General features: G+C 40.0%; 21 protein-coding genes. 12 read left to right on the forward strand and 9 right to left on the reverse strand.

Annotation, left to right across the window (positions count from 1 at the left end; all coding sequences use genetic code 11):
* Positions 1 to 72 precede the first annotated feature (72 nt).
* From FHR28_RS01075 to FHR28_RS01105, 7 genes are all read left to right on the forward strand, one after another.
* Complete coding sequence (locus FHR28_RS01075; RefSeq protein ID WP_004725624.1) at positions 73 to 903, forward strand: inositol monophosphatase family protein; 831 nt, start codon at positions 73 to 75, stop codon at positions 901 to 903.
* A gap of 657 nt (positions 904 to 1560) precedes the next feature.
* Entirely contained in the window at positions 1561 to 3498 is a 1938-nt protein-coding gene (locus tag FHR28_RS01080; protein WP_016539375.1) for a DEAD/DEAH box helicase, read from the forward strand.
* Between the two features lie 412 nt (positions 3499 to 3910).
* Positions 3911 to 4729: an ABC transporter ATP-binding protein gene (locus FHR28_RS01085; protein ID WP_004725631.1), complete on the forward strand. Its 819-nt coding sequence runs from the start codon at positions 3911 to 3913 to the stop codon at positions 4727 to 4729.
* Positions 4726 to 5505, forward strand: a complete 780-nt coding sequence (gene mlaE, locus FHR28_RS01090; protein ID WP_004725633.1) for a lipid asymmetry maintenance ABC transporter permease subunit MlaE — start codon at positions 4726 to 4728, stop codon at positions 5503 to 5505. Before FHR28_RS01085 ends, mlaE begins: the two co-directional genes overlap by 4 nt.
* Positions 5505 to 6182 carry an outer membrane lipid asymmetry maintenance protein MlaD gene (locus FHR28_RS01095; RefSeq protein WP_004725635.1) on the forward strand — a complete coding sequence of 226 codons (678 nt, stop codon included), beginning with the start codon at positions 5505 to 5507 and terminating at the stop codon, positions 6180 to 6182. Before mlaE ends, FHR28_RS01095 begins: the two co-directional genes overlap by 1 nt.
* A gap of 21 nt (positions 6183 to 6203) precedes the next feature.
* On the forward strand, positions 6204 to 6824 hold the full coding sequence (locus FHR28_RS01100; protein WP_004725637.1) for an MlaC/ttg2D family ABC transporter substrate-binding protein: 621 nt from the start codon (positions 6204 to 6206) through the stop codon (positions 6822 to 6824).
* 27 nt (positions 6825 to 6851) lie between these two features.
* The gene (locus tag FHR28_RS01105) at positions 6852 to 7139 is read left to right on the forward strand and encodes an anti-sigma factor antagonist (RefSeq protein ID WP_004725639.1); all 288 of its coding nucleotides are present in this window, start codon (positions 6852 to 6854) and stop codon (positions 7137 to 7139) included.
* Positions 7140 to 7254: 115 nt separating this feature from the next.
* Here FHR28_RS01105 and FHR28_RS01110 read toward each other — a convergent pair whose 3' ends face one another.
* Positions 7255 to 8268, reverse strand: coding sequence for a magnesium and cobalt transport protein CorA (locus FHR28_RS01110; RefSeq protein ID WP_004725641.1), 1014 nt, complete (start codon positions 8266 to 8268; stop codon positions 7255 to 7257).
* A 158-nt stretch (positions 8269 to 8426) separates the two neighbouring features.
* Here FHR28_RS01110 and FHR28_RS01115 point away from each other — a divergent pair, with 158 nt between their 5' ends.
* Positions 8427 to 9044 (forward strand): TIGR00730 family Rossman fold protein, encoded by a 618-nt coding sequence (locus FHR28_RS01115; protein ID WP_004816846.1) that lies wholly within the window; start codon positions 8427 to 8429, stop codon positions 9042 to 9044.
* A gap of 77 nt (positions 9045 to 9121) precedes the next feature.
* Positions 9122 to 9520: an NUDIX hydrolase gene (locus tag FHR28_RS01120; protein WP_035371913.1), complete on the forward strand. Its 399-nt coding sequence runs from the start codon at positions 9122 to 9124 to the stop codon at positions 9518 to 9520.
* A gap of 52 nt (positions 9521 to 9572) precedes the next feature.
* Here the strand turns inward: FHR28_RS01120 and FHR28_RS01125 are convergent, their stop codons facing one another.
* Both FHR28_RS01125 and recG read right to left on the reverse strand, forming a co-directional pair.
* Positions 9573 to 10202, reverse strand: a complete 630-nt coding sequence (locus FHR28_RS01125; RefSeq protein WP_166781776.1) for a ComF family protein — start codon at positions 10200 to 10202, stop codon at positions 9573 to 9575.
* A 220-nt stretch (positions 10203 to 10422) separates the two neighbouring features.
* Positions 10423 to 12468 carry an ATP-dependent DNA helicase RecG gene (gene recG, locus FHR28_RS01130; protein WP_166781777.1) on the reverse strand — a complete coding sequence of 682 codons (2046 nt, stop codon included), beginning with the start codon at positions 12466 to 12468 and terminating at the stop codon, positions 10423 to 10425.
* 59 nt (positions 12469 to 12527) lie between these two features.
* Here recG and FHR28_RS01135 point away from each other — a divergent pair, with 59 nt between their 5' ends.
* A complete protein-coding gene (locus tag FHR28_RS01135) occupies positions 12528 to 13352 on the forward strand; it encodes an NAD-dependent epimerase/dehydratase family protein (protein WP_166781778.1) in 825 nt (274 codons plus the stop codon).
* A gap of 191 nt (positions 13353 to 13543) precedes the next feature.
* Here the strand turns inward: FHR28_RS01135 and plsB are convergent, their stop codons facing one another.
* Entirely contained in the window at positions 13544 to 16129 is a 2586-nt protein-coding gene (plsB, locus tag FHR28_RS01140; protein ID WP_004725655.1) for a glycerol-3-phosphate 1-O-acyltransferase PlsB, read from the reverse strand.
* A 295-nt stretch (positions 16130 to 16424) separates the two neighbouring features.
* On the opposite strand from plsB, the gene FHR28_RS01145 reads away from it, so the two are divergent.
* Positions 16425 to 17300 (forward strand): acyl-CoA thioesterase, encoded by an 876-nt coding sequence (locus FHR28_RS01145; RefSeq protein WP_004725658.1) that lies wholly within the window; start codon positions 16425 to 16427, stop codon positions 17298 to 17300.
* Between the two features lie 149 nt (positions 17301 to 17449).
* The gene (locus FHR28_RS01150; RefSeq protein WP_004725660.1) at positions 17450 to 18688 is read left to right on the forward strand and encodes a dicarboxylate/amino acid:cation symporter; all 1239 of its coding nucleotides are present in this window, start codon (positions 17450 to 17452) and stop codon (positions 18686 to 18688) included.
* 101 nt (positions 18689 to 18789) lie between these two features.
* Here the strand turns inward: FHR28_RS01150 and FHR28_RS01155 are convergent, their stop codons facing one another.
* From FHR28_RS01155 to FHR28_RS01175, 5 genes are all read right to left on the reverse strand, one after another.
* On the reverse strand, positions 18790 to 19737 hold the full coding sequence (locus tag FHR28_RS01155; protein ID WP_056512178.1) for a metal-dependent hydrolase: 948 nt from the start codon (positions 19735 to 19737) through the stop codon (positions 18790 to 18792).
* A 136-nt stretch (positions 19738 to 19873) separates the two neighbouring features.
* Complete coding sequence (gene yihA / locus FHR28_RS01160) at positions 19874 to 20731, reverse strand: ribosome biogenesis GTP-binding protein YihA/YsxC (protein ID WP_166781779.1); 858 nt, start codon at positions 20729 to 20731, stop codon at positions 19874 to 19876.
* Positions 20732 to 20854: 123 nt separating this feature from the next.
* Complete coding sequence (locus tag FHR28_RS01165) at positions 20855 to 21298, reverse strand: RrF2 family transcriptional regulator (protein ID WP_004725666.1); 444 nt, start codon at positions 21296 to 21298, stop codon at positions 20855 to 20857.
* A 94-nt stretch (positions 21299 to 21392) separates the two neighbouring features.
* Complete coding sequence (hmpA, locus tag FHR28_RS01170; RefSeq protein WP_151956989.1) at positions 21393 to 22601, reverse strand: NO-inducible flavohemoprotein; 1209 nt, start codon at positions 22599 to 22601, stop codon at positions 21393 to 21395.
* Positions 22602 to 22893: 292 nt separating this feature from the next.
* On the reverse strand, positions 22894 to 24453 hold the full coding sequence (locus FHR28_RS01175) for a helicase HerA-like domain-containing protein (protein WP_166781780.1): 1560 nt from the start codon (positions 24451 to 24453) through the stop codon (positions 22894 to 22896).
* Between the last annotated feature and the right edge of the window lie 92 nt (positions 24454 to 24545).

A 24545-nucleotide genomic window follows, 5' to 3' on the forward strand; every position in this document is an offset into this window, starting at 1 on the left:
ATATTTGCTAAAATGTCGGCGCTTTTATGCATTATTCTTTATCAGTATCTTCAAATTTGTAGTGGGTGTTCAATGGAACCTATGGTGGTGATGGCTGCGCGTGCGGCTCAGTTAGTTGGTCAAGAGCTTTTAAAAGCGCATCAAAATCGTCATAAACTCGATCTACAAGTCGAAGAAAAAGGTATTGATGGTCCAGTAACTCGTGTAGATCGTTATATCGAGCAGTTGACTATTGATACGCTTCGTAAAAGTTATAAAAATCACAGCTTCCTTGGTGAAGAGTTTGGGCTACAAGAAGGTAAAGGTCACGATGCTGATTGGTGTTGGGTGATTGATCCTCTTGATGGTACTTTAAACTTTATCAATGCTTTCCCACATTTCTGTGTATCTATTGCAGTTCAACATAAAGGTGTAACTCAACACGGTGTTATCTATGACCCTGTGAAAGATGAGCTATTCTCTGCAAGCCGTGGTCGTGGCGCAATGTTGAATCAACGTCGTATTCGTGTGAATGTTAAAGACAGCCTTGAAAATACCTTTATGGGTGTAGGTCATGCTTACCGCGCTAAACGTAATGGTGAGATTGTTTCTTATGCGAAAAACCATTTTGAATCATTATTAAATGTAACTGAAGCTGGCGCACAATATCGTCGTGCAGGTTCTGCTGCATTGGACTTGGCTTATGTTGCGGCTGGTCGTTTAGATGGTTATTTTGAACTCGGTTTAAAACCTTGGGATATCGCAGCAGGCGAGCTTATGGTGAAAGAAGCGGGTGGTACAGTCGTTGATGCTCGTGGTGGTTCAGATTCTATGGAAAATGGTCAAGTGATTGCGTGTTCTATGAAAATGTTAAAACCATTGATGCAAGCTGTTGTTCCTGCTTGGGGTGAAGCTGCGAAGTAATTTATACTTGTGTAGATTGAGTTTTAAAAAGCCTTCATCTTTATGAGGGCTTTTTTATGGGTTGCGATTTAATGCGATACTATCAATAGTGAATGTCGTTGTTTAAACTTTCGTGATTGCAAGACCTAGCGAATAGTACTTATATAAAAATAATACAACTTATTGGGGGACGCTAAGAGTGCATATCATTGGCAATCCAATACGATTATTCCAGGCGAGTTTACCGTGGAGTGTTTAGCGGTAGCTGTAGCAGATATTTTTGAGGATGAAAGTTTAGCTGTAGATCAAGTTTTTTATTTAATTCCTGATGATAATGAATGACTTAATACAATACAGGAAAAAACAATAAAACTTCGTGACATTATTATAAATTCTGCTATACTCTGCGCACGCACTAAATTTCGTTCATTACCTGAACATTTCTCTTCTATATTGTGTATGCGCGTCCGGTCCAAAGAGAGGACAATATTTCGCGCCCCACCCAATCGCTTAAGCGATTCCTTCAGGTTGCGGCTGTTATCAAATGTGCGTTATACGCATCGTCGTTCTCGGATCGCCGCTGATTCTATATTTTCAGCGATTATTGCTGTGCCGCTTTTTGCCGATGTCCATCAGACCATATATTAATGGAGCACCCACATTAGGGTGAATATCTCTATGAGCAAAACTTTTGCTGAATTTTCATTAGACGAGTCGCTACAGAAAGCACTCGAGAGTCTTGGTTTTACTACGCCGACTCCTGTTCAAGAACTATCTATTCCAGCGGCTTTAGAAGGAAAAGACCTTCTAGTATCAAGCCAAACTGGTTCTGGTAAAACTGCTGCATTCTTACTCCCTACGTTAAACGCTTTAGCTGGTCAAGATACTTTTGTACCATTTAAAGATCGTATGAAAGCAGTAACTCAACCAAATATCTTGGTGATTTCACCTACTCGTGAACTTGCACAACAAGTATGTCAAGATGCGATTGCATTTGTACGCCATATGAAAGGTGTACGTGTTGCAGCAATCATGGGTGGTATGCCTTTTGGTAAGCAAATCCAACAATTAAAAGGTGCACAAGTTGTTGTTGCGACTCCAGGTCGTTTACTTGATCTTGTAAACCGTCGTCAAATTAAACTTGATTTAGTTGATGCTTTAATCGTCGATGAAGCTGACCGTATGCTTGACTTAGGTTTCTCTGAAGACCTAGAAGCAATCAGCGATTTAGCTTTAAATCGTAAACAAACATTAATGTTCTCTGCAACATTTGCACCACGTATCATTAATCTTGCTGAACGCATGATGAACGAACCTGAACGTATTGCAATTGAAACAGGTCATTCTACAAATACTGATATTACCCAAACTTTACATTGGACTGATGGCTTCGAGCATAAGAAAAAATTGCTTACGCATTGGTTAAATGAAGAAGACGTAGATCAAGCAGTTGTATTTGCTTCAACTCAAGAAGATACAGATATGCTTGCTGAAGAGCTTGCAGAAGCTGGTCTTTCAGTTGTTGCGCTTCATGGTGCTATGCCACAAACTGTACGTAACCGTCGTTTACGCAGTATCCGTGAAGGTCGTGCAAAAATTCTTGTTGCTACAGACGTAGCTGCTCGTGGTCTTGACGTACCAACAATCTCTCACGTAATTAACTTTGGTCTTCCAATGAAGAATGAAGATTATGTGCATCGTATTGGTCGTACAGGTCGTGCGGGTCGTACTGGTAAAGCAATCACTTTAGCAACTTACCGTGAACGCGGTAAGATCCGTGCTTTAGAAGATTATTTAGAAGCGCGTTTAAGTGTTTCTGAAATCGAAGGTTTAGAGCCATCTCCTCCTCCAGCTCGCGGTAGTCGTGATGGTGGCGGTCGTGGTCGTAGTAACGGTGGCGGTCGTCGTGAAGGCGGTCGTGGCGGTTTCGGCGGTGGTCGTCGTTTTGAAGGTGAATCAAACTTCAAACGTCGTGAAGGCGGTGATGATCGTCCACGTCGTAGCTTCGATGACAAACCACGTGGTGATCGTCCATCTTATGGTGATGATCGTCCTAAGCGTGATTTTGGTGATCGTCCACCACGCCGTGAAGGTGGTTTCGGTGATCGTCCACAACGTTCATTCGGTGGTGAAGATCGTCCTAAGCGTGATTTTGGTGATCGTCCACCACGTCGTGAAGGTGGCTTCGGTGACCGTCCACAACGTTCATTCGGTGGCGAAGATCGTCCTAAGCGTGATTTCAACTCTGATCGTCCACGTCGTGAAGGCGGTTTTAACGATAAACCTCGTTTTAACTCGAATGATGACAACCGTGGCAACAGCGTAGATTACAAACCACGTCGTGAAGGCAGTTTTGCTGATCGTCCTAAGCGTGATTTTGGTGATCGTCCACCACGCCGTGAAGGTGGTTTCGGTGACCGTCCACAACGTTCTTTCGGTGATGATCGTCCTAAGCGTACATTCGGTGGTGAAGACCGTCCGAAGCGTGAATTTAATTCAGATCGTCCTAAACGTGCGTTTGGCGGTGAAGATCGTCCTAAGCGTGAATTTGGTGGTGAAGACCGTCCAAAGCGTGAATTCAATGCAGACCGTCCGCGTCGCAAATTCAACGATTAATTAGATATTTTTAATAAAAAACCAGCCTAAAGGCTGGTTTTTTATTGCAAGTTGAAAAGTATTTGGTAGAATAAAGTGTGACATAGTTCAATTTATTTAATAAAACAGTTAGACTTAACTTATGAAAAATTGAATCTAATAAAGTTGATGATTTCTTTGAGGTAATTATGTTATATATGTTCTCACTTTTATTGATCTCAAATGTTGGGTACTTTTTTTATAGCCTGCTTTTTAGATAATCTATTTGCTCATTAAATAAAATTTAAAAGTAAAAAACTAAAAAAATAGCCCAAGTAACCTTGTTTATAAAGATGAATATTCTTTATGATTTTTTATTATCTTTTAATTACAAAACATATAGATATTTAAGAGTATAGTATGTGGGCTGATAAATGCAGGAAAAAGTTCAGCTATGAATAAACACAGTCATTCCGAAGCTGAAGCTTTAATTGAAGTCAAAAATTTAAGTTTTAACCGAGGTGAACGCGTTATCTACGATAATGTGAGTTTGCAGATTCGTCGTGGGCAAATTACCGCAATCATGGGACCATCTGGAACGGGTAAAACAACCTTATTACGGCTCATTGGTGGTCAGCTTAGCCCAGATGCTGGTGAAGTACGACTTGATGGGAAAAACATTGCTTCGATGTCACGTAATGAGCTTTTTGCTGCACGTGCGCGTATGGGGATGTTATTTCAGAGTGGTGCGTTATTTACCGACATGACCGTCTATGAAAATGTTGCTTTTCCAATTCGCGCACATACAAAATTACCAGAAAATTTAATTGCTGAGTTGGTGGCGCTAAAATTAGAGTCGGTTGGTTTGCGTGGTGCTGAAAAGTTGATGCCCGCAGAACTTTCTGGCGGGATGAATCGACGCGTGGCGCTTGCTCGTGCGATTGCGCTTGACCCAGACTTGATTATGTATGACGAACCCTTTGCTGGGCAAGATCCGATTGTGATGGGGGTTTTGACCCGATTAATTCGATCATTACGTGATGCTTTAGATCTAACAACAATTATTGTTTCACATGATGTTGATGAAACATTATCAATTGCTGACTATATTTACGTTGTGGCTGAAGGTAAGGTGCAAGGCGAGGGGACACCTGAGCAATTGCAACAACACGCTTCTCCATTTGTACAGCAATTTTTAACAGGTTCAGTTGAAGGTCCTGTTGATTATCAATTTAGTCATCAAGCCTATTTAAGTAATGAGGTTAGTTCATGAATGCTATTGCCTTATTGGGTAGACGCGTTCTAGAACGTGTTCAGGGCATTGGTGTTGCAATGCTCATGTTGTTGCGCATTTTATTCTCTTTGCCAACAATACTTGGTGTAAAACTTTTCATTTATCAGATGTATCGAGTAGGCGTACTGTCTTTATTGATCATTGCTGTATCTGGTCTGTTCATCGGTGCAGTACTCGGTTTGCAGATGTATAACATCTTGGTCACTTTTGGTAGTGAAGCCATGTTGGGCGCGGCTGTGGCTTTAACCTTGTTACGTGAACTTGCGCCTGTTGTGGCAGCCTTGCTTTTTGCTGGTCGTGCTGGCTCTGCTTTGACTGCTGAAATTGGCCTAATGAAGGCAACTGAACAATTATCCAGTATGGAAATGATTGGTGTTGATCCGTTAAAGCGTGTGATTTCTCCACGTTTATGGGCAGGTATTGTCAGTTTACCGATGCTGTCTGTGATCTTTGCTGCGATTGGTATTATGGGTGGCAAAATGGTCGGTGTTGATTTTCTTGGCGCAGACGAAGGCTCATACTGGAGTGGTATTCTGAGTAGCACCCAGTTTATGAAAGATGTGTTTAACGGGACCATCATTAAAAGTTTAGTATTCGCTTTAATTTGTACTTGGATTGCGGTGTATCAAGGTTATGCTTGTGAACCAACATCTGAAGGTATCGCAACATCTACGACACGTACTGTTGTGTATTCATCGTTATGTGTTTTAGGTTTTGATTTCGTGTTGACTGCGGTCATGTTCGGAGGTGTTTAATGAAATCACGTGCTAGTGAGCTGACCGTCGGTATTTTTGTCATCATTTTTGGTCTTGCTCTATTCTTTTTAGCCATGAAAGTGAGTGGTTTGGTTGGTACAAACTTAAAAGACAGTTATGAAATGACTGCAACATTCGACAATGTGAATGGTTTAAAACCGCGTGCCAAAGTGACCATGAGCGGTGTTAAAATTGGACAAGTTGATGCGATTACACTTGATCCTGTGACCCGTCATGCAACGGTTAGATTCGATTTGGATGGTTCATTGACCACCTTCAATGCAGAACAGTTGAAAAAAGTAAAAGAAAATGCGCTAGGTGATTTACACTACAGTGCTGATTATCAGGCTGCGACACCTGAGAAACAAAAAGAAATGGAAACGCAACTGTTAGGTAACATGAAATCCATCACAAATATTGATGAAGATGCTTACATAATGGTCGCAACCAATGGTCTTTTAGGCGAAAAATATTTGAAAATCGTACCAGGCGGCGGCATTAACTACATTAAACGTGGTGAAAGCATTGAAAATACCCAAGGTACGATGGATCTAGAAGATTTGATTACCAAATTTATTACGGGTGGTGCAGGAAAATCATCAACAGGCGCATCGGAAGCTAAAGATGCATCTGCATCCACTGAAACAACTGATGCTCAAACTTCATTTGTTGAATAGGCATTAGAGGAGTTATTGAAAATGAACATGCTGTTAAAACAAACTTTTACTGCAACTATTTTGGCAACTATGGTGGCGACTGCGGCTCAAGCTGCTCCAGCAGAAGCACCACCGGCATTTGTTAAACGTGTTGCTGATGGCCTGATTTCGCGCTTAAAAGCAGATCAAGGTAAATTGCAAAACCCTGCTACTGTGAAAGCGATTGTTCGCCAAAACCTTGATCCTTATGTGGATGGTCAAGCGTTTACACGTATTGTGATGGGAACTTATGCAAATAGCAGTACCCCTGCTCAACGTGCGCAATTTGAACAAAACTTCCGTAATACTTTGATTGAGAATTATGGTAGCGCATTTGCGAAGTATTCAAATCAATCGTATTCAATGCGTCCGTATAAGGCAACCAACAGCAAGTTTCCTGTCGTTACTTTAGACTTCAATAACAATGGTGAAAAGATCCCTGTATCTTTCCAATTGTCTGATGCAGGTAGCCAATGGAAAGTACGTAATTTGAATGTGTCTGGTATCGATCTAGGTTTGCAATTCCGTAACCAATTTGCTGCGAACGTGCAACGTAATGGCGGCAATATTGATAAAGCAATTGCAACATTCAAGCCTGATGCAGACGCTGCTGTTAAGAAGTAAGCTCATAACATAGATAGGTGCAAGCGAGTGATTGAATTTAAAAATCAGGAATTATATGTTAGCGGTAAAATTGCTTACGAGAATGCTGAAAGCTATTATTTAAATGGTTTGAAAGTGATTCAAAATGAGAAAAATTTTCCAATAACTGTGAATCTATCACAGCTTGAACATGGCAGTACCCTTGCTTTATCTGTGTTTGTGCAGTGGTTACGTCAAACACCAAATCTTCAGGGACTGCAGTTTAAAGCAGTGCCTGAAAAGATGATGAAAATTATTCAAGCTTGCCATTTGCAAGATGACTTGAAATTAATTTAGCCTATGCAAGATTGATGTAAAAAAGCACCTAAAGGTGCTTTTTTATTAACTCATTTTTCTTTCTGCTTTGAGCAGTGCTAAATCTCAACTCAATCCAATAAGGGGAATGCAGTATTTAAATCCATTTCTTCCATCTAAAGTAAGCCAAAGGCCCCACAAAGAAAGCAATTAAGATGGTAATCACCACATAAAAGCTCCAGTGGCCATGGGCAAATGGCAGAATCTCAGTGTTCATCCCATAAATACTGGCAATCAACATCGGTGGAGCAAGCATGCTGGGTAAGATGGAGAAGCGACGAATGGTATCGTTCTGTTCAGTGTTAATAAATCCAGAGGTGGTATCAAGCAAGAATCGTACTTTTTGGAACAAGAACGCATCATGTTCTACAAGGGAACGTACATCCTCACTTAACTCTCGAATATCTGCATCATAGATATGGCTCCCCAATGCGCGAGGACGAGACAAAAAGGTTAAGACACGACGTAAGTCAATCAGACAAAGTTGCGCTTTTCCAAGCATATCTTCCTTTTGTGCTAAACGGGTAATCATGTCATCTAAATCTAAAATCATTTCACGATGACGTACGTTGAGGACTTCTGTGGAATATAACTCTAAGTCTTTGTGGATATCTTCTAAGATATCCGCAAGCTCATCTAGTTTTGCTTCTAATAAGCCTAAAAGAATCCATGTCGGATCTTTGTATTCAATTTCATAGTCATTACGGCGTGCACGTGCGCGAAAGGCACGAAAGGCAACCAGCTTTTCACCACGTAAGGTAAATAAGCGGTCTTTATGCAAAATGAATGCAACCGTTTGCACATTGGCAAGCATGTTTGAAGTATCTTCGGGATCGCCTTCAACTTGGTAATTTTTATTTTTTGTTAAAAAATAAGTACTGATATGTAGAATCCCATCATCATCACGGTAGAATCGTGCAGAGGATGAAATGTCTTCTAAAGATTTAAGAGTTGGTAAATTTTGCTGGTAAGCATCTAGAACCCATTCTTGTTCTTCTTGTGAAGGTGCAATGAGGTCAACCCATACCAATTCAGGATGTAGGTCGAATCCACCATTAATTGTTGCATCTTCTAAGCTACCGCGCTCAGTGGCGTAAAAGGCTTCAAGCATTATGTCTTTTCTCCCTTGCGCAGTGTGGTGTCGATTTGATGTGTGTATTTTAGACAAGGATTTTAGGAAAAACACTCATTACATTGCTGTTTTGTAAAAAAAATCTTGATTGGTCGTCTGCATTTTTAGCATGACAAAATTAAAGTTAGGTTAAATTTATGAATTCTATTGCTATTTTTTGTGGTTCATCATTAGGTACGGATCAAATTTTTGCTGATGTTGCAGAGCTGACTGGTGAAACAATCGCCAAGCAAGGGAAAACTTTGGTCTATGGTGGTGGCCGTTCAGGCTTAATGGGCATCGTCGCTGACAGTGCTTTGGCAGCAGGAGGCAAAGTGATTGGTGTGATCCCTCAGGGATTGGTCGATCGTGAATTGGCACATCCAGATTTGACCGAGCTGTATATTGTTAAAAATATGCATGAACGTAAAACAAAAATGTCTGAACTTTCCGATGGCTTTATTGCATTGCCTGGTGGTGCAGGAACCATTGAAGAAATTTTTGAGCAATGGACGTGGGCACAATTGGGAATTCATTTAAAACCTTGTGCATTTTTAAATGTTGAAGGTTTTTATGATGATTTATTGAAATTTATTCAACTCACGACAGACAAAGGTTTTTCTAAAGCGCGTTTTACAGATCAGTTGATTGATTCTGCCTCGATCGAAGAAATTCTAACCCAGTTTAGTCACTATCAAGCGCCAGAACCAAAATGGGGCGTAAAAGAACGTGAAGAATTGGTTAAATTAGATCAAGCAGATCGTACATTTGGTTAAAAACTAAAACACAATATATTGTTTTTAAATTTATTGCTGTCACAATATATTGTGTTTTTATTCTATTTTTAAATCTTATGAATGTAATTACTGTCGCGGCAGCTGTGATTTTGAATGATAAAAATCAATTGCTCTTGGTGAGAAAGCAAAATACACAATTTTTTATGCAGGTTGGTGGAAAGCTAGAACCTAATGAACCACCTGAGCAGACCATGTTGCGTGAGATTTTAGAAGAAATTAGTGTTCAAGCAGAGATTACTCAGTTTATTGGGCGTTTTGAAACAAAAGCAGCCAATGAAGCAGACTTTCAATTGGTGAGTTATCTCTATCAAGTTGACCTAGAGCAAACACCAAAAATTAATGCAGAAATTGCTGAAATGAAATGGATTGATTTGGATGATGCGCAAACGCTTTTAGCACCATTGACCAAAGAGATCGTCATCCCATGGTGTAAAGCAAATTTAATCCATTCATAATTTTCGCTATGTTTGCTTCACAATGTTTGTATCGCTGAAGGATGATGAAAATTTATTGAGCTGCGGCAATACATACACTATAAATCTGCTGGCAGCCTAAGTTTTCTAACGCATGGGTTAAAGCATGAATTGAACTGCCTGTGGTCACGACATCGTCAATAATCAGTACTTTTTTATATTTTCTTTTTTCTGTTTTGATCATTTTAAATTGATATTCAATACTTTCTAAGCGCTCAATTCTACTTAAACCTTTTTGTGAATGTTGCGCTTCTCGAATCACGGGTTGCCATACCGGGATATTTAATTGTCTTGCCATGATTTTGGCAATAATCAGCATTTGATTGTAGCCGCGTTCTTTTAAACGAGCAGTAGAAATTGGCATAGGGACAATGGCTTGAATTTTAGGTAGGTTTAAATTCAATAAACTTTGTGCCAATAGTGTCTGATATTGCAGTTGTTGTTCATATTTATAGACTTGGATGATGCGATCAATTGGGAAGTCGTAACGGTGAGCACAAAGAATCTGGTGTTGATGCCGTTCTATATGCTGCTTATACCAAGGAAGTTCGTTCCAACACGTGTTACAAAGGGAATGCTGTTGTTGTCGGTCTATTCCACAAAGGAGGCAAGGGGAAAGGCTTTGTATGCTTTTATGGAGAAGTTGATTGATAAATTGGAGCATGCTCTGTTCTATTTTTTATTTCGGATTAATTTCGCATAGTGTGTTGAATAGATCAATAGCAGATTTTTATTAAGCTTTATATCGCTTAATCTTCATATCAGCATGTTATGACAACCTCCATGTCATCCTTTGTGGGCATAGATTTTGATAAGCGTCGTTAGACTGAATGAATCAAACATCTGAGCTATGATGTCTATGCATGGATGTTCTAAATACATGTTTAGACATAGGCATATCTCGGCGCTTCAGGTAACCAGCGTTTTAATAAAGCTTCAGCATTTTCTGGATCATCTTTTAGTACTTGACTGGCAACATAATGTGCTTGATTAAGTAAATGATCATCTCGTTCTAGCTTGGCGACACGGAAACCCAAATCTCCTGTTTGCTTGGTGCCCAGTAATTCACCCGGCCCTCGGATTTCTAAGTCTTTTTCTGCAATGATAAAACCGTCATTGGTTTCACGCATGATACGTAAACGTTCTTGGCCATTTTGTGATAAAGGATGTTTATAGAGTAGGGCGCAGAAACTTGCGGTTGCACCACGACCGACACGACCACGTAACTGATGCAACTGAGACAGGCCTAAGCGTTCAGCATTTTCAATCACCATAATGGAAGCGTTTGGAACATCGACCCCGACTTCAATCACTGTCGTTGCAATCAGCAGTTGCAATTCATTGTCTTTGAATTGTTGCATGACCAGTTGCTTCTCATCGGCTTTCATTTTTCCATGGACTAAGCCAATATTAATCTCTGGAAAGCGATCTTTAATCTCTTGATAGGTGGCTTCTGCGGCTTGAGCATCGAGAGTTTCTGATTGTTCGACCAGAGTACAGACCCAATACGCCTGTTTACCCTCAGCACAGTTGGTGGTGATACGATTCAGCACTTCTTCGCGTCTATCAAGTGGAATCGTGACTGTTTGAATGGGAGTACGTCCAGGAGGCAATTCATCAATCACTGAGGTATCTAGGTCACCATAGGCAGACATTGCCAGTGTGCGAGGGATTGGTGTTGCCGTCATGACCAGCTGGTGTGGCGTGGTGTTATCCACGCCTTTATTACGTAAAGCTAGGCGTTGATCTACCCCGAAACGATGTTGTTCATCAATAATCACGAGACCAAGTTTGGAAAATTCAACATTGTCCTGAAATAAAGCATGGGTACCCACCACAATATTGGCAGTTCCATCCTTAATGGTTTGTTCAGCCGTAGCACGGGCCTTGCCTTTTTGTTTGCCTGAAAGCCATGACACATTTAAACCGAGTGGCTCAAACCATTTCTTAAAATTGATAAAGTGCTGTTCAGCTAAAATTTCAGTCGGTGCCATCAGCGCCACTTGCCAGCCTTCTTCCAAAATATGACAAGCCGCAACACCTGCAACCAATGTTTTACCTGCACCGACATCGCCCTGAACCAGTCGCAACATGGGTTTGTTTTGTTTTAAATCTTTGGCAATTTCGTTTGATACACGTTTTTGTGCATTGGTCATTTCAAAAGGTAAGCTTGCCAATAAGGCTTTTGCAAACTTTTTACTGGTTGAAAATGCTGGGGCTGCAATTTGTTGAATATAAGCACGTCGGGTTAATAGGCTGATTTGATGTGCAACCAATTCTTCAAAAATTAAACGTTGTTGAGCAGGGTGAGAGCCTTGTGAAAGTTGTAGCATATTGGCATTTACAGGAGGGTGATGAATATACTCCAGCGCCTGTTTAAGCGCGTAACCATTGGTGAACTTTTCAGGTAATAACTCAGGTAAAGCATCGGCATGCTGGTTTAAAGCTTGCTTAACGTATTCACGTAATTTGGGTTGGGTTAAGCCTTCTGTGGCAGGGTAAATTGCTGTCAGTTGCGTTTTAGGGAGTGCTGTATGTTCAGTAATTAACTGGATCTCAGGATGGTAAAGCTCCAGGCCACGAGCCCCTACACGGACTTCCCCAAAGATTCTTAAACGATTACCCGCTTTAGCACGATCTGTGAGTGCTTTATAGATATGATAAAAGCGTAAGGTAACCTTGCCAAAATCATCTTGCAATAAAATCGCCATCGATTTGCGTTTACCAGGTGGCATATCGATTGATCTGACCACGCCTTCCATGAGATAACTACGACCGACTTGTAATTGGTTCATGGGAATGATCGTGCTACGATCTTCATAATCACGTGGCAAATGAAACAGCAAATCATCTGTGGTGAAAATATTTAGTTTTTCAAGTAAAGCAGCGGCGGCATTGCCAACCCCTTGCAATTGATGGACGGCAGCCATGTCCCCTCAACTTAAGTTTGATTGATTTTGAAAATCGGTTTCAAAGAATAGGTCGTGTAATGCATATTCTATTTATTGGTTATGGTAAAACATCGCAACGTGTTGCCAAACAATTATTTCAGCAAGATCACCAAATTACCACAGTTAGCCGAAGTGCGAAAGATGATGATTTCGCACAACATTTGATTCAAGACATTCAACAACTCGATTTAGCGCAAATTCAGCCTGTCGATGTGGTGTATGTATTGCTCGCACCATCTCGAAATTCTCCGCTAAGTGCTATCGAAAATTATCAACAAACCTATGTCGATTCGGTGCAGCCGATTGTGAGAGCTTTAAAAGACCATCCGCTCAAACGAATTATTGTGGTTTCATCGACACGTGTTTATGGGGAAAACCGTGGTGAACGTATTGATGATGAGTCAGTGCTTATTCCAAGTGATCAACAGGGGCAGTTGTTATTGGCAATGGAACAGCGATGGCAACAGGCTTATCCATCTAAATGTGTGATTGTGCGCCCAACTGGGATTTATGGCACATCCGTTGCTCGTATGGTTAAACTTGCAGAAACCATACAAAGCTATCCCAATATTCATTGGTCAAATCGAATCCATATAGATGACCTTGCAGATTTCTTAGCACATTTGCTTCACGTGGAACATCCAGAAAAATCATATATTTGTACAAATAATCAACCACTACCATTGCATGAAATAATTTTATGGTTCCAACAACAGTTGAATTTATCGCACTTGGTTTTAGAAAGTTCCAATCAAACAGGGAAGCAGATTTTTGCGGAGAGGATGCTTGCAACAGGATTTAAGTGGGCACATCAAAATTGCTATCTTGATTATCAGAAGAATTTAAACCTTAAAATATACTAGGTATTTTCAAGGATCATTTTACGTTTTAGATAAGTTTGTAAATGAACTAAAAAATTGTTAGATATTAAAATGGGTTGGTTCAGTATTGTTTATTATAGAGGACTTGAGAAGTTCCCTCTCCTTGCAGGAGAGGGTTAGGGAGAGGTAATCATCCCAACCTTCTCCCAAAGGAAAAAGGCACTTTAAAGCTTTTATTTTTTCTTCCGTTTTAAACGCTTCTTGGCTTGTTGAGCGGCTAAAGCATCTAGAGCTTCTTTTAACTCTTCATCTGTAAATGAGGTGATATGGTGAAGCATTTGCAAAGTTACATCATCAAGCACCAAATTGGCATATTGCGCAACATTTCTAAACTGCTCATCAAAAACAATGGCATGGTCTTCATTGGTTTTGATATAGCCTTGTTCAGTTAAGACTTTCATAAAACTTTGGAATAACGCTTTATCAAAGAACTCAGGTGAGTTGAACTCATACAATACAGATAAACGTTGTCCAACCAAGTGACTTAATTCTTCAACTTGGCGAATCGAGATATTTCCAGAGCCACGTTGAGTAATTAAAGCCAGCGTCATGTAATAACGTTCAAGACTTTGACGTACTGGCGCAGCTAAAACAGCCAATTGATTATGGTCTTCTGAGTTTGGCGCAGGGCTGAAAATAAAATCTTCATCATCGACAAAAATTAAATTCGCTTGAGCCAAAGCATCGACATATTCAGTCACTTGAGCCTTGATTTCACTATCTTTCCATTTTAAGAACAACTCTGCTTTTAAGAATGGATAAAGCGTACGAATCACATTAAGTAAATCAGACTTACTGATCTTGCCATTATGTTCGACCAATGCTGCGACCAGCGACGGTAAAACAAAGGCATGCAAAATGTTATTGCGGAAGTAAGTCAGTAAAATTGCTTGATTATCTTCAATGGCAATAATATCGCCAAGGACGTGCTGGACACGTTTAATCAATTTCAGTTTCATACCATAGGCAATGATTTCTTTACCTGATAATGGCGTGACCTGAGTGCGGCTGTCATAAGGATTTGCAGTTAATAACTTGCGATATGTATCAAGCTGTTTAATGCAGATTTCTTCATCAAGTGTGTGTTTTGGAGTTGCCAATAAAATCAGTGACAATAAAGAAACAGGGTTGATCACCACAGCACGGTTGATATTTTCCAGAATTGCATTTGCCGAGCTGGTTACTGCATCTGAGACTTCTTGCGGGATAGGATCATCATTATGTTCAATGGTGATTTGATCAGCGCCATGTGCTTTGAGTAAGTCATCTAAGAAAACAGGTTCACCAAAATTGACATGCACTTTACCAAAAATACGCTCAATTTTTTTCAGGGTTTGCAAGATTCCCCAAATGGATTCAGCTTCTTTTGGCTTACCATTCATTTCGCCCACATAAGTTGCGCCTTCCATCAAGCGCTCATAACCGACATAGGTTGGGATAAAGACAATCGGTTTGGCACGGCCGCGCAAATGACCATGTACCGTCATTGCGAGCATGCCAGTTTTTGGGGGTAACAAACGTCCAGTTCGAGAACGACCACCTTCAATAAAGTATTCAAGAGGTGTGTTTCTAGACAGGATGCTAAATAAATATTCTTTAAATACCGATGTATAAAGTGCATTGCCGCGGAATGAACGACGGATAAAGAATGCACCGCCTCCACGCAGTAATTGACCGACAAATGGCATGTTAAGGTTATCGCCGGCAGCAATATACGGCACCATCAAACCACGTTTATAAATCACATAAGACAATAACAAGTAATCGATATGGCTACGGTGACAAGGCGTATAAATCACTTCATAGTCTTTGACTAACTCACGCACAGTATTGAAGTTATGTACTTCAACGCCGTCATAAAGTTGTGTCCATAGACGAGTCAAAGCCATATCTGCAAAGCGTACAGCCGATGCAGAATAGTCGGATGCAATTTCATTTACAAAACCAATTGCTTTATGTTCAGCATCAATCATGCTGATTTTTGAGCGAATACTTTCTTTACGAATTGCATCCTGTACATCAGGGGCTTTAATCAGTGATTGCATGACATTACGGCGATCAGATAAATCTGGACCGAGAATGACCTCACGCTGACGATCTAAGTAGTCATTTAATTGGTTGACAATATAAGTGGCTGGTGAAATATTGGGATGATCAATTTTCGCATGATCCACCAAAGCTCTAAGTGATTGCGCTTCATGGAATTCTAGGAACGACTGTCGACCATGTAAACCAATGTTCATCAACTGTTTAACTTTACTTGGCGTTGCCCAAGTGTCAGTAAATAACAGTTTAAACCAAGAGTCTTCTTTATCTGGTGAACGTCCCCACAGTACTGTGACAGGGATTAATTCAATATCTAAATCAGCATTTTGATCAAGTGATTCAATCAGTCTAACTAAACGCGGCGGATAAGCATGCGTAGGTGGATTAAAATAATTGTTTTCGTCTTGGTGTTGTAAAAATAAAATCGCAGCTTTTTCGCGACTATTGCCAATCATTAATGGGTCAAGTGCAGGAGGAAGCTGCAAACGACGTGTTTCACCATCAACAACTAAAGCATTACTTCGTGAGTAATTCTGTAGAACATAGCAGACAACTTTTTGAGTTGTGGGCTGAATGAGCTCAGAATTTTCAGTTGAAGGGTCTAAAGGTTGAGCTTCTGTAGGAACCTCTCCAAGAACATGTGGTGTTACCACAAGGTCAAGTATTTTACTCGAAAGTCGACGATACATTTGACCAAAGCCACTCTTGGACATAAATACTCCTAGCCAATGGTGAATCACGCAATAAAGCGGATAAAAAATATTTTCTGTAATTAAAGCACAGAACAGTATGTCATTTTCTGACAAACTGCGGGTCGCTTGTCAGATTTTATCGTTAAAAAACGTATTTTAAACAATCCATCAGCACAAGAGAAGTGACAATACAGTTTATGAAAATTTAATGTTTCTCTCAGGACTTATGGCAAAATAGAGTTAAATCTCTAAAATATGGATACTTTGTTCTATCCATTGGAATAAAGTCAGTATTCAGTATATAGAAAGGTCACTTATGAATGCTTTAACCCAAGAGCTTGTAGAGCTTTTAACCCTTGAAAAACTTGAAGAACATATTTTTCGTGGTCAAAGTCGAAATTTAGTTGGTAAGCGTGTTTTTGGTGGGCAAGTTTTAGGACAAGCACTGCGGGCAGCATCATACACCGCTGATCGTCCCGTACATTCTTTACATGCATACTTCCTATATGGCGGGGATATCAATGCCCCAATCATTTATGAGGTTGATCGGTTACGTGATGGCAAAAGCTTCTTAAGTCGCCAAGTACGTGCAATCCAGCATGGACGTACCATTTTTTCTGCAATGGTGTCATTTGCAACACCTGAAGAAGGCTTGAATTATCAAATTGCTGAGCCAGAATACCCAGCACCTGATGAATTAAAAGCTGAGCAAGAGCTTAAAGAAAATTTAATTAGTTTTATCCCGGAAAATATTCGTGCTGCGTTTATGCGTCCACGTCAGGTTGAAATTCGTCCGATCAATGTGACCAATCCATTTCAACCACAACCTGAAGCGCCGTCTTATGCACATTACTTGCGTACGCATGAGCCATTAGCTGCAGAACAGGCGGATGACATCTCGTTAAATCAGGCAATTGTTGCGTTTTATTCGGACTATACCTTGATGATGACTGCTTTGCGCCCACATGGTCTCAATTACCTCTCGCCAAGTTTACAATGTGCCAGTATCGATCATACGATCTATTTCCATAAGCCAGTGAAAGCAGATGATTGGATGCTGTACGATATGGATGCAACAGTCAGTGCAAATTCACGCGGTCTGAATTTTGGTCGTATGTGGCAAAATGGCGAATTGGTTTGTAGTACGGTGCAAGAAGGTTTGATGCGAGTACGTGAAATCGAAAACCAATAAGATTTTATACTGATACTCAAATCCTAGAAAAGCCATCACCTGTGATGGCTTTTCTATTTTTTAGCAGAGCTTGTGACAAAAAAATGCTCGATTCTAAATAACTTCAATGGCATAGTTCAACGTGTAAATATTTATAATAGTCAGCGAAGATGAGTTTAAACACCCAAATTTTTATTGCAGCCATTCTTGGTGTAGCATTTGGATTTTTATTAAATCAATTCCCCAATACTCAATTTTTAGATGCCAGCATTTATGGTTTGAGCATCGCCAGTAGTATTTTTATTGGTTTATTGAAAATGCTTTTGGTTCCACTTATTTTTAGTTCAATCTTGGTGGGTGTTTCAAACTTAGAAGCGGGCAGTCAACTCAGTCGAGTTTGGAAAATAACCTTGGCTTGTTGTGTAACCACAACGACATTGGCACTTATTCTCGGTTTAGCCTCAACACATCTATTCAATGTTGGACAAGGTGTGGATATTGCAATGTTTCAGGATGCAATGAATCAACATAAAAGCCCAGATTCACTGACACCCAGCTCGTTTTTAACCAATTTTATTCAAAATACCCTCATCAATCCATTTAAAGCATTTAGTGATGGTAATGTTTTGGCAGTCGTACTGTTTGCTTTGTTATTGGGCTTGGCACTGGTACATGGTGGAGAGCGTTTTAATTCAATCAAACAACTGGCGCGTCAGTTTTTTGACATCATGATGATGTTAGTTGGTTGGGTGATGAAAGTTGCGCCAATTGGTATTTTTGCTTTGATGGCAAAGCTGATTGCAACAGAAGACATCTCTATTTTAAGCCGTCTTGCTGAGTTTGCTATTGTTGTTACGGGAACCACGATATTTCATGGTGTTGTGGTTCTGCCATTGTTGTTATGGATCTTTGGAAAAATGGATCCGATTACCTTTTTTAAAGGAACACGTGCAGCATTAATTACAGCATTTGCAACCAGTTCAAGTTCTGCAACCATGCCATTGAGTTTAAAGTGTACTCAAGAAAATTTAGGCGTGCGCCCACAAATTGCAGGCTTTGTGATTCCTTTTGGTTCCCAGTTAAACATGGATGGAACAGCACTTTATGAAGCAGCAGCAGCGCTTTTTATTGCCAATTTAATGGGTTTAGAATTATCAATCACCCAGCAGGTAATTGTCTGTTTGACCGCGATGATTGCTTCATTGGGCGCACCGGGTATTCCAAGTGCGGGCATGGTCACCATGATCATGGTGCTACAATCTGTGGGATTACCAGCGGAAGCAATTGCGATTCTTCTGCCAATTGACCGTATTCTCGATACTGTACGTACTGTAGTGAATGTACAAGGGGATATGATGATTAGTGTGGTTGTTGACCGAAATACCAAAGATATGGAAAGTCCAACTTAGTGCATGGTTAGGATCTTGTTCTAAAAGATTGACCCAAAAAAAGCAGGATCTAAATCCTGCTTTTTTTATTTGATTTCAGTATTGATTAGTTTTAACAGTTATTATGCTGCAACTCTAGGCAATGCACGTTTTGCTGCAGGGGATTGATCCAAATAAGCAATTGCATCTTCTGTTTTAGCTTCATGTACTGGATCATACCAAGGCATTAAATAGCCCAATTGCTGTGAAACCAACCATAATGGATGTGGCATTAAGCGATTATCTGATTGTGCGATACTCGCCCATTCACGCCAAATCCAAGGCTTATAGAAAGCAGGCTTTTTATCTGCATAACGTGGGTCTTGTCCCATGATATGTGCAGCACCATCAACCCATAAGCCCAATACAGCGGCAATCACGATAACACTTTGATAATAACGAGAAATATAACCACCGCCCAAATGGCGATAAAGATCAAAAGCCACTGTACGGTGTTCAATCTCTTCGGCACCATGCCATTTGACTAAATCAAGCATATTTGGATCTGCACCCAATTCCGCCCATTTTTTATTATAAAGCGCATATTTACCCAACACACATGTCATATGTTCAACAGTGGCGACGATACCTAAGCGGAACAAATCCCATTGATGATCGAGGACTTTGGGTACTTTAAAGCCGAGTGGTTGATCTGCAAGTAATTTGCCAAACAAGAAATCCATAATCTCAAGATTACGTTGAATATCAATATTACGCACAGTTAAGTATTCTTTATTTGCCGAAGCATGTGCTTGAGCATGCATGGCTTCTTGGCGGATAAAGGCACGAACATCTTCAGCTAATTTTTCATCTGTGATTTTGGGTAAAACACGATTGTATAAACGGCAAAACCAAAATTCACCTGCTGGAAGAATGTTGTTAATTTCATTGATAAAGTAGCTGACAAATGGCTGATTTGGAATCCAATCGACAGGGGTATCTTGCCATTCAAATTTCACTTTACGTGGTTTGATGTGGTACTGAATAGACGATCCAATCCGACTGTTCTTTAATTTAGCGAGTAACTTCATCACAGTGTCCTAATTTTTCTTTGGTGATTTCACACTTTATTATTCAAGTATAAAAAAATGTCCTAAATAGTTATTAGCAATTTAGGACATTCCAGTATCAATATGTGATGAATTTTGTTAGACAAGACTTTTTTATTTATACTTGTGGATTTTCATCTACATTTCCATCAATATTTTCACTATTGAATTCGGATTCTTGGTCTTGATCAATGAACTCATCATCCAAATCATCTTCAGTGGCTTCAGGAATTGCATCAATATCAAAATCTAAAGTTTTGTCTAAGGTGTAATTTAAGCGACCTGCCATAATTGACGCAAGTTCTTCTAGGCCTTGTTTATTGAGTGATGAAAACAGTTGTATTGAAAAATTCAACTTCATTTTCTTCAATTGTTGTTGTACATCTAACAATACTTTACTGGCAGGACCACGGTTGAGTTTGTCGGATTTAGTCAACAGTACATGCACAAACAAGTGACGTAAATATGCCCACTCCAACATCATCACATCGAAGTGTTGTAAAGGGTGGCGAATATCCATGAGTAGAACCAGACCTTGTAAACTTTTTCGATGAATCAAATAATTCTCAAGTTCTTTTTGCCAGACAATTTTCATTGCTTCAGGTACAGCCGCATAACCATAACCTGGTAAATCGACAAGGCGTTGATCTGGATTACCTAAACTAAAAAAGTTAATCATTTGCGTACGGCCAGGTCTTTTCGACGCGCGTGCCAATTGCTTTTGATTGGTCAATGCATTGATAGCACTTGATTTTCCTGCATTTGAACGGCCTGCAAAGGCAACTTCATAACCAGTATCTTCTACACAAAGATTCAGTTTAGGCGCACTCATTAGAAATTCAGCTTTACGCAACCAGTTCAAAGATGAAGTTGAGTATTCTGAAATCGCAGGATCAGCCTTTTTTTCATAACTGATTTTTTGTTTAGGGGCGCTTGAGGTCTTACTATTTTTAGACTTTCCACTACTGCGATGCATATTTCAACTTCAATAAACGGATAAACAAAGTGCATTATAAAGGAAGTCGGAGGTTCAAGCGAATTTTGATCGTGTTAACTGAAATATTGACTATTATGATGCTGGGCGATGAGCTTTTGTGACTTAAACATTGAGATTGGGAATAGGCGAGTTTACGATCTTTGGATGTTGTGGTGGAGCGTTGAGAACATCGGCAACAGTATAGTGGTCTAGGCTTTGATAAAACTGTTCAACGGCCTGATCTAAAATACCCTTTAAGCCGCAGCGTGGACGTAGCACACAAGGTGGCGTATTGCACTCTACAATTTGTGCATCACGTTGGAGAATTCGTACAATATATCCTAAGCGAAATTCTAAGATATCTGGGTTTAAGCGCAAACCACCGCCTTTACCTCGTGTGGTAATCAACCAACCTTGTTTTCCCATAAAATGCACAATTTTGACCAAGTGATTTTCTGAAACATGTAAATCTTCTGCAATTTCAGCAATCGTATAAGGCACATCTTTTGGAGGCGCGATGTACATTAAGATGCGCAGGGCGTAGTCGGTAAATTTATTTAGTTGCATGTAGGCTGCTCATCTATGGGTAAAGATGTATCTCATCCTGAAATAAATAAGGCCAGTCTATCATAGACCAGCCTTATAAAGAACGGATGTAGATTTAGATACCTGCACCACCCGTACCAAACGCTTCACTATGAATTTGTTCAGGTTTAATACCACGAGCCACCAATGCTTGGTGTTGTTGTTGCATAAATGGTATTGGGCCACAAAGATAATAATCAGCATTGGCTGGGAGTAGTGCTGTATCAACCGTTGCCAAGTCTAAACGACCAGCCACATCATAGTCCTCACCTATAACATCACCGCTATGTGGGAACTCATAAGCTGTAAATGTACTGAGACGTGGGAATTTAGTTTTTTGCTCTTGAATATGTTGTTTCATCGCATGTACTTGGCTACTGCGACATGCATGAATAAAGCTAGCCGGTTGAGGCATGTCTAAAGTCACCAATTGGTTAAGCATTGCAATCATTGGGGTTAAACCTACACCCGCACTAATGAAGACATTACGTTTGCTACTATCAATCAGGTAGAAGTTACCTGTTGGAGCAGACACTTCAATTTCTGAACCTTCAGCTAAGCCATGTAAAGTATTTGATACCCAACCACTTGCCAAATCACCTTTTTCATCTTCACGTTTAACTGAAATACGTAAATAGTCTGCTTGTGGACTTGTCGATAGCGTGTATTGACGTGGTTGTTTTAAGCCTAATGCTTCAACAAATACGCGCACTGAAATATATTGACCCGCTTCATATTTAGGTAATGCGCCACCATCGACTGGTGCAAGATAGAAAGAGGTAATTTCTTCACTTTCATTCACTTTTTTAGCGATTTTAAATTTACGCCAGCCTAACCAACTGCCTTGAGTTTGTTGGTGCTGCTCATAAATCGCTTTTTCAGTGCTGATAAATAGATCGGCCAATTGCCCATAAGCTGCAGCCCATGCATCAATCAATGGATCTTCCATCGAAATAGTTAATACTTCACTAATTGAATGTAATAGGTTTTCACCGACAATGTTGTAATCAGGTGCTTGAATATTCAGACTGACATGTTTATGGGCAATCAGTTCAACCACAGGCAAAAGTACTGAAGGGTCTTCAATATTTTCAGCATATGCTAAAACAGCACCAGCCAAGGCTTGCGCCTGAGCACCACTGCGTTGATGCCCCATGTTAAAGGTTTCTTTTAATTCAGGATTATTGCCGAGCATGCGGTTATAAAAATAACCGGTAAGTGCTACACCATTTTCGCGAAGAACAGGAACTGTTGCTTTTACAAGGTCAATTTGCTGCGGAGTCATTGTTGATCTCTCTTGGCTGTCATTTATAAGATGTATTTAAAATATACCTTATAAAATGTATTTGCAATACACCTTTAAGAAAAACACATAAAATAATTATGGTTTATTTGTAATTTTAGCTTTATTTATTGAAATCATTGAACTTATTTTTAAGTTTTTTAAATATTTTTTTGATAAGTTTCTAGATATGTTTAAGGGGCTTGATAAGCGGGATAAGCGATTAAAAACATAGCTATAAAAATGGAGAATAAAAAAGGAGCGCTAACGCTCCTCATATTTGTGTTTAAACGAATCAACGCCCACCAAATAATGAACCTAACAAACCGCGGACCAGTTTTTGCCCTGTAGGACCGCCTAAGGTTCTTGCGGCGCTTTTAGCAAAAGTTCCGATCACATCTTGAGTCAGTTTGGCGCGTGCAGCTGCAGCTTTTGCTTCCTCTTTTTCTAAGCGTTCTTGCTCTTTGGCTTGTTGTTTATCGATGGTCTGTTGTTGCTTTGTGAGCTCTTCTAATTGCTTGGCTTGTTGAGCCACTGCATCAAAAGCCACCTGTTGTTGTGAGCTATCAGAAACTTTACGTTGTAGTATTTCATAAGCGCTATCACGATCCACTTCATTGTCATAAACACCCGCAACAATACTTTGCGCCATCAATGCTTTTCGTTCATCTAAAGTAATTGGGCTAAATGATGAGTAGGGTGGCATCACCATCGCTCGTTCAACCACTTGAGGCGTACCTTGTTCATCTAGACAACTAATAAGCGCTTCACCAACAGCCAGTTCTGTAATTGCTTGATCTACTTTGAACTCTGGATTAGCACGGAAGGTATCAGCAGCAGTTTTTACTGCTTTTTGATCTTTAGGGGTAAAAGCGCGTAAAGCATGTTGTACACGGTTGCCCAGTTGTCCTAAAACATTTTCTGGGATATCTAATGGGCTTTGTGAGATGAAATAAATTCCGACACCTTTAGAGCGAATTAGACGAACCACCTGTTGAATTTTTTCTTGTAATGCTGGACTGGCATTATCAAAGAGCAAATGCGCTTCATCAAAAAAGAACACCAATTTGGGTTTATCTAAGTCACCGACTTCAGGTAGCTTTTCAAATAATTCTGAAAGCATCCAAAGCAGGAAAGTTGCATAGAGCTTTGGTGTGTTCATCAGCTTATCCGCAGCCAATAGGTTGATATAACCATGTCCATTGGCATCAGTTTGGATAAAATCCATAATATCAAGGCTTGGCTCACCAAAGAAACGTTGACCGCCCTGATCACCTAAAGCCAATAGATTACGCTGAATAGCACCTAAACTTGCTGGTGAGAGATTGCCGTATTCTGCTTTTAAAGCCGCAGCATTTTCACTGACATAGGCCAGCATGGCTTTTAAATCTTTAAAATCAATTAACAGTAAGCCTTGATCATCTGCAACACGGAACACCGCTGAAAGCACACCTTCTTGAGTGTCATTTAAATTCAGCATTTGCGAAAGTAACAGTGGGCCAATTTCAGAGATTGTGGTACGGATCGGATGTCCTTGCTCACCAAATAAATCCCAAAAAATAGTCGGTGACGCAGCAAAAGGAACACTGTCTATCCCTAAGCTTTTGATGCGTTCTTCAAATTTAGGATTGGTTGAACCTGCTTTGGCTATACTGGAAACATCCCCTTTGGCATCGGCAAGAAATACGGGTACACCAATCCGTGAAAAACTTTCAGCAAGCACTTTAAGGGTAATGGTTTTACCTGTCCCTGTGGCGCCTGCAATTAAACCATGACGGTTAGCAAATTGTGAGTGTAATACAATATCTTGTGTTGTATCTGAAGTTTTTTTTGCGATGACGATTGGTGTGCCCATTGTTATTCCTATAGCTTTAATTTGAGTTTGGATGTTCTTCATCTGACTCAATATTTATATCATTGTTGTTATACAAAATTGCATTAAATGAT

It is taken from the genome of Acinetobacter sp. BIGb0196 (genome assembly GCF_011759595.1).
GTDB lineage: Bacteria > Pseudomonadota > Gammaproteobacteria > Pseudomonadales > Moraxellaceae > Acinetobacter > Acinetobacter guillouiae.

Coding starts and splice junctions, on each gene's coding strand:
- FHR28_RS01100 (WP_004725637.1), top strand. CDS start 6,204: ATGAACATGCTGTTAAAACAAACTTTTACTGCAACTATTTTGGCAACT.
- hmpA (WP_151956989.1), bottom strand. CDS start 22,601: ATGACTCCGCAGCAAATTGACCTTGTAAAAGCAACAGTTCCTGTTCTT.
- plsB (WP_004725655.1), bottom strand. CDS start 16,129: ATGTCCAAGAGTGGCTTTGGTCAAATGTATCGTCGACTTTCGAGTAAA.
- FHR28_RS01110 (WP_004725641.1), bottom strand. CDS start 8,268: ATGCTTGAAGCCTTTTACGCCACTGAGCGCGGTAGCTTAGAAGATGCA.
- FHR28_RS01135 (WP_166781778.1), top strand. CDS start 12,528: ATGCATATTCTATTTATTGGTTATGGTAAAACATCGCAACGTGTTGCC.
- FHR28_RS01145 (WP_004725658.1), top strand. CDS start 16,425: ATGAATGCTTTAACCCAAGAGCTTGTAGAGCTTTTAACCCTTGAAAAA.
- FHR28_RS01120 (WP_035371913.1), top strand. CDS start 9,122: ATGAATGTAATTACTGTCGCGGCAGCTGTGATTTTGAATGATAAAAAT.
- FHR28_RS01080 (WP_016539375.1), top strand. CDS start 1,561: ATGAGCAAAACTTTTGCTGAATTTTCATTAGACGAGTCGCTACAGAAA.
- yihA (WP_166781779.1), bottom strand. CDS start 20,731: ATGCATCGCAGTAGTGGAAAGTCTAAAAATAGTAAGACCTCAAGCGCC.
- FHR28_RS01075 (WP_004725624.1), top strand. CDS start 73: ATGGAACCTATGGTGGTGATGGCTGCGCGTGCGGCTCAGTTAGTTGGT.
- FHR28_RS01125 (WP_166781776.1), bottom strand. CDS start 10,202: ATGCTCCAATTTATCAATCAACTTCTCCATAAAAGCATACAAAGCCTT.
- recG (WP_166781777.1), bottom strand. CDS start 12,468: ATGGCTGCCGTCCATCAATTGCAAGGGGTTGGCAATGCCGCCGCTGCT.
- FHR28_RS01155 (WP_056512178.1), bottom strand. CDS start 19,737: ATGAAGTTACTCGCTAAATTAAAGAACAGTCGGATTGGATCGTCTATT.
- FHR28_RS01165 (WP_004725666.1), bottom strand. CDS start 21,298: ATGCAACTAAATAAATTTACCGACTACGCCCTGCGCATCTTAATGTAC.
- mlaE (WP_004725633.1), top strand. CDS start 4,726: ATGAATGCTATTGCCTTATTGGGTAGACGCGTTCTAGAACGTGTTCAG.
- FHR28_RS01150 (WP_004725660.1), top strand. CDS start 17,450: ATGAGTTTAAACACCCAAATTTTTATTGCAGCCATTCTTGGTGTAGCA.
- FHR28_RS01095 (WP_004725635.1), top strand. CDS start 5,505: ATGAAATCACGTGCTAGTGAGCTGACCGTCGGTATTTTTGTCATCATT.
- FHR28_RS01115 (WP_004816846.1), top strand. CDS start 8,427: ATGAATTCTATTGCTATTTTTTGTGGTTCATCATTAGGTACGGATCAA.
- FHR28_RS01085 (WP_004725631.1), top strand. CDS start 3,911: ATGAATAAACACAGTCATTCCGAAGCTGAAGCTTTAATTGAAGTCAAA.
- FHR28_RS01175 (WP_166781780.1), bottom strand. CDS start 24,453: ATGGGCACACCAATCGTCATCGCAAAAAAAACTTCAGATACAACACAA.